Consider the following 4,892-nt stretch of genomic DNA (forward strand, 5'->3'; position numbering starts at 1 on the left):
CGCCACCCTGGCCACCCTGGCCACCCTGGCCGAGCTGGGCATCGAGCCGCGCCTGGGCGCTCTGGAGGGCCTCGGCGTCGACCTCCCGGCCCGCCTGGATGGCCTCGAGCATGCCGCGCAGGCAGTCGACCCCGGCGAGCAGGGCGTTGACCGTCTCGGCCGTGACCGCCTGCTCGCCGTCGCGCAGCCGGTCGAGAAGGGTCTCCATGCGGTGGGTGAAGTCCGAGATCGCGGTCAGCCCGAAGGTCCCCGCGCCCCCCTTGATGGAGTGGGCGGCGCGGAAGACGTTGTGCAGGGTATCCGGGTCGGGCTGCTGGGAGTCGAGGGCCAGCAGCCCGGACTCCATGGTCTCCAGACCCTCGAAGCTCTCCTCGAAGAAGGTCTGCAGGAACTGGTTGAGATCGACGCTCATGCTCGCCCCCTGGCGCGAGTGCGGCCGCCTAGCGCACCACCTTCTTGAGGGTGTTGACCAGCTGGTCCGGGTCGAAGGGCTTGACCAGCCAGCCGGTGGCCCCCGCCTGCTTGCCCTCCTGCTTCTTCTCCGGGGCCGACTCGGTGGTCAGCAGCAGGATGGGGGTGAACTTGAAGGCGGGCAGCGCGCGCAGCTCCTTGACCAGGGTGATGCCGTCCATCTTGGGCATGTTGACGTCGGTGATCACCGCATCGAAGCGCCCCCCCTTCGCCTTGCTCAGGGCGTCCTGCCCGTCCACCGCCTCGGTGACCTCGTGGTCCTGCTGCTTGAGCGTGTAGGTGACCATCTGGCGCATCGAGGCCGAGTCGTCCACTGCAAGGATCTTGGCCATGTCCTCCTCAAACCCTGTTGCTACACTACGGGGTGTCCGGGGTGGCGCCGGCGCTGAGCGCCTCGACCAGGCCGAGCCGCCCCGCCGCCTCCGCGACGGCCGGCGGCAGCGCCCCCTGCGCCCAGCGCCAGCCGGGGCCCTCCGCCGCCGCCCGGGTGAAGGCCAGCAGGAGCTGGATCCCGGCGGTATCGGCGCGCTGCAGCCGCCCGCCGTCGAGCTCCACCGGCTGTGCGCCGTCCAGGGCCGCCGCCAGGGTCGGCTTGAGCGAGCCGACGACGGTGATATCGAGCTGCTCGCCGAGGTCGACGCGCTGGGTCTCGGTCGCCATATACGCTTACTCTTTGCCCGGCTTTCCCCGGAGCCAGTCTGCGCCCTTTGGGGCGTATCGGCAACTACCCCGGCCGGCTGAACGCCGCCGGCTGCGGGGGCGTTCAGCCAGCCCCCTACGCCGAGTCGGCGAGCCGCTCCTCGATCGCCGCGCCGAGGCGCCCCGCCGCCGCCTCCAGGGCGGGGAGCTCGCGGCGCGCGGCCGCCAATGCGCCCTGCCGGGCCGCCTCGTCGAGCCGCTGCGCGGCCTCGTGGGCCTGGTGGGCGCGGATGGTGGCCAGGCTGCCCTTGAGCGAGTGGGCGCAGCGGTGCGCCGCCTCGGCGTCCTCCGTCGCCAGGGCGGTGCGCAGCTGCTCCAGGCGGGCCGGAAGGTCCTGCTGGAAGCGGGCGAGCAGCCTCCCTGCCAGGGCCTCGTCGCCGCCCGCCCCCTCGACGAGCCCCTCGAGGTCGAGTACCTCCTCGGTGGTCATCCTGAGCCCCTACGCCGCGATACCCGGATCAGTAAGGTGGGATCCTAGCGGAGAGGCCGTCAAGTTTCCAAAACTTTTCCAAAGAAAATCAGGGGCGCGCCCGGCGGCTCAGCCCTGCCAGCGGCGCGCCCACGCCAGCGCGCCGCGGGTGGCGGCGTCGGCCTCCGCCGGCGGCGGCCCCTCGCCGCGGGCGGCGGGGATCAGCGCCTTGGCGGCCTGCTTGCCGAGCTCCACGCCCCACTGGTCGAAGGGGTTGATGCCCCACAGGCTCGCCTGCACGAAGACGCGGTGCTCGTGGAGGGCGATCAGCCGGCCGAGGCTGTACGGGTCGAGCCGGCGGAAGAGGATCAGGGTCACCGGGCGGCTGCCCGGGTAGGCGCGGTGGGCGGCGGCCGGCTCGCCCGCCGCCGGGGTGTGGCCGTGGGCCAGCGCCTGGGCCTGGCCGAGGGCGTTGGCCAGGGTCAGGCCCCGGTGGGCCGCGGGGCACGCCGCCTCGTCGAGGGGGACGATCAGCTCGGCGAGCGCCCGCCCCGTGCCCTGGTGGAGCCACTGGAAGAAGGAGTGCTGGGCGTTGCCGCCCACCTCGCCCCAGCAGGCGGCGCCCGTCGGGGTGGCCACCGGCGTGCCGTCCTGGGTGACCGACTTGCCGAGGCTCTCCATGTCGAGCTGCTGGAGGTAGGCGGGCAGCCGCCGCAGCCCCGGGTGGTACGGCAGCACGACGTGGCTGCCCACCCCGCGGGCGCTGATCTGCCAGACGCCGAGCAGGCCGAGCACGGCGGGGAGGTTCTCGGCCCAGGGCGCCGTGCGGAAGTGGCGGTCCATGTCGTGCATGCCGCGCAGCAGCTCGCGGAAGGCCGCCGTGCCGATGGCGGCGGCCACCGGCAGGCCCATGGCCGAGGGCAGCGAGTAGCGCCCCCCGACCCACTCCCCGATGCGCAGCCGCTGCCCCTCGGGGATGCCGAAGCGGGCCATGGCGGCCTCGTCGGCCGAGACGCCGACGAACTGCTCGGGCACCTCGCGGCCCGCCGCCTCGGCCAGCCACGCCCAGGCCGTGCGGGCGTTGGTGAGGGTCTCTTGGGTGGTGAAGGACTTCGAGGCGACGACGAACACCGCCGCCGCCGGGTCGATCCGCCGCCACGCCTCGGCGAGCTCCCGGCCGTCGACGCCGGAGACGATATGCACGGCCGGCCCGCCGCCCCCCTCGGCGGCCAGGGCCTCGCAGCCCAGGGTCATCCCGCACTCCGAGCCGCCGATGCCGATATGGACGATATGCCGGATCGGCCGGCCGTCGTAGCCGCGCCAGCGGCCGGCGCGGAGGGCCTCGACCAGCGCCTCGAGGCGCTCGAGCTCGCGGTGGACGGCGGCGGCGACGTCCTCGCCGCCCACCGTCAGCGCCTCGCCCGGCGGCCGGCGCAGGGCGGTGTGCAGCGCCGGGCGGCCCTCGGAGGCGTTCACCGGCTCGCCGGTGAACAGGGCCTCGATGCGGCCGGCGAGATCGCGCTCGTCGGCGAGCGCGAGGAGCTGGCGCCACACCGGCTCGGTGAGGGGGTGGCGCGAGAGGTCGACGAGCAGGTCGTCGAGGGCGAGGCTGTAGCGCTCGAAGCGCTGCGGATCCTGGTCGAGGAGCTCGGCGACGCTCGGCCCGCCCTCCCGGGCGGCGGCAGCGAGGGCCCGCCACGCCGCCGAGCGGCTCAGCACTCCCGGCATGCCGTCCTCCCTTGTCCGCGAGCTCGCGACAGCAGGGTGCCCCCTCCTAGCGGCGGATGCTCTCGCCGCGGCCCATGCCGTAGTAGGTGAACCCGAGCGCCTCCATCATGGCCGGGGGGTAGACGTTGCGGCCGTCGAAGACCACGGGGTAGCGCAGGGCGTCGCGAATGCGCTCGAAGTCCGGGCTGCGGAAGACCTGCCACTCCGTGCAGACGACGAGGGCGTCGGCGTCCTCCACGGCGTCGTAGAGGTTGTCGCACAGCTGCAGGTCGTCGCGGCGGCCGTAGATCCGCTCGGCCTCGTCCATGGCCTCGGGGTCGTAGGCCTGGACCGCGGCGCCGGCCTCCCAGAGCGCCTCCATGATCACGCGGCTCGGGGCCTCGCGCATGTCGTCGGTGTTGGGCTTGAAGGCCAGCCCCCAGAGGGCGAAGGTCCGACCCCCCAGGTCACCGCCGAAGTGCTCGCGGATCCGCTCCGCCAGGACCTGCTTCTGGCGCCGGTTGACGCTCTCGACGGCCTCGAGCAGCTCCGGGCGGTAGCCGTAGTCGTGGCCGGTGCGGGTCAGGGCCTGGACGTCCTTGGGGAAGCAGGAGCCGCCGTAGCCGCAGCCCGGGTAGATGAAGTGGTAGCCGATGCGCGGGTCCGAGCCCATGCCCAGGCGGATCTGCTCGACATCGGCGCCGAGGCGCTCGGCCATGTTGGAGAGCTCGTTCATGAAGCTGATCTTCGTCGCCAGCATGGCGTTGGAGGCGTACTTGGTCAGCTCCGCCGAGCGGATGTCCATGGTGATGAGCCGGTCGTGGCTGCGGTTGAAGGGGGCGTAGAGCGCCTTCATCAGCTCGCCGGTGCGCGGGTTGTCGGTGCCGACGATGATCCGCTCCGGCTTGACGAAGTCCTCGATGGCCGCCCCCTCCTTGAGGAACTCGGGGTTGGAGACGACGTCGAACTCGATGCGCTCGCCGCGGGCGGCGAGCTGCTCGGCGACGGCCGCGCGCACGCGGTCGGCGGTGCCCACCGGCACCGTCGACTTGCCGACCACGACCCGGTAGTCGTCCATGTGGTCGCCGATGGTGCGGGCGACGCTGAGCACGTGCTGCAGGTCCGCCGAGCCGTCCTCGTCGGCGGGCGTGCCCACGGCGATGAACTGGAAGAGCCCGTGGCGCACCCCCTCGGCCGGGTCGGTGGTGAAGCGCAGCCGCCCCTCGTCGTGGTTGAAGCTCACCATGTCGTCGAGGCCCGGCTCGTAGATCGGGACCTCGCCGCGCTGGAGCTGCTCGACGCGCTCGGCGTTGATGTCGACGCAGACAACGTCGTTGCCGGCATCGGCGAAGCACGCGCCGGTGACGAGCCCCACGTAGCCGCTGCCGAAGATGGTCACCTTCATGAGTTACTCCTGCTCCCTCCAAGAGACGGCGCTACTCGCGCACAGGCCGTCGCCGATAGTGTAGCCCCGCTGCCCCTCGCCGAGCTCTACGCTAGACCTTAGAACGGGATGTCGTCGTCGAAGTCCGCCGGGGCGTCGGGGACCTGCTCGCCGGCGCCGCCGCCCCCGCCGGAGCGCTGCGCCGCCGGCGCCGCCTAGGCC

Annotated in this window: 6 protein-coding genes; all 6 read right to left on the reverse strand. The window is 73.1% G+C overall.

Annotation, left to right across the window (positions count from 1 at the left end; translation table 11 throughout):
- A partial coding sequence (locus CKO13_RS10575) for an Hpt domain-containing protein (RefSeq protein WP_200260665.1) occupies positions 1-412 on the reverse strand: 412 nt, incomplete at its 3' end.
- 28 nt (positions 413-440) lie between these two features.
- Complete coding sequence (locus CKO13_RS10580) at positions 441-803, reverse strand: response regulator (RefSeq protein WP_200260668.1); 363 nt, start codon at positions 801-803, stop codon at positions 441-443.
- 25 nt (positions 804-828) lie between these two features.
- A complete protein-coding gene (locus CKO13_RS10585) occupies positions 829-1,131 on the reverse strand; it encodes an STAS domain-containing protein (protein ID WP_200260671.1) in 303 nt (100 codons plus the stop codon).
- A gap of 115 nt (positions 1,132-1,246) precedes the next feature.
- Complete coding sequence (locus tag CKO13_RS10590) at positions 1,247-1,600, reverse strand: Hpt domain-containing protein (protein WP_200260674.1); 354 nt, start codon at positions 1,598-1,600, stop codon at positions 1,247-1,249.
- 108 nt (positions 1,601-1,708) lie between these two features.
- Entirely contained in the window at positions 1,709-3,307 is a 1,599-nt protein-coding gene (pgi, locus tag CKO13_RS10595; protein WP_200260677.1) for a glucose-6-phosphate isomerase, read from the reverse strand.
- 46 nt (positions 3,308-3,353) lie between these two features.
- Complete coding sequence (locus CKO13_RS10600; protein ID WP_200260680.1) at positions 3,354-4,691, reverse strand: UDP-glucose dehydrogenase family protein; 1,338 nt, start codon at positions 4,689-4,691, stop codon at positions 3,354-3,356.
- Positions 4,692-4,892: the final 201 nt, after the last annotated feature.

Source organism: Halorhodospira neutriphila (assembly GCF_016584055.1).
Taxonomy (GTDB): domain Bacteria; phylum Pseudomonadota; class Gammaproteobacteria; order Nitrococcales; family Halorhodospiraceae; genus Halorhodospira; species Halorhodospira neutriphila.

Coding starts and splice junctions, on each gene's coding strand:
- CKO13_RS10580 (WP_200260668.1), bottom strand. CDS start 803: ATGGCCAAGATCCTTGCAGTGGACGACTCGGCCTCGATGCGCCAGATG.
- CKO13_RS10585 (WP_200260671.1), bottom strand. CDS start 1,131: ATGGCGACCGAGACCCAGCGCGTCGACCTCGGCGAGCAGCTCGATATC.
- CKO13_RS10590 (WP_200260674.1), bottom strand. CDS start 1,600: ATGACCACCGAGGAGGTACTCGACCTCGAGGGGCTCGTCGAGGGGGCG.
- pgi (WP_200260677.1), bottom strand. CDS start 3,307: ATGCCGGGAGTGCTGAGCCGCTCGGCGGCGTGGCGGGCCCTCGCTGCC.
- CKO13_RS10600 (WP_200260680.1), bottom strand. CDS start 4,691: ATGAAGGTGACCATCTTCGGCAGCGGCTACGTGGGGCTCGTCACCGGC.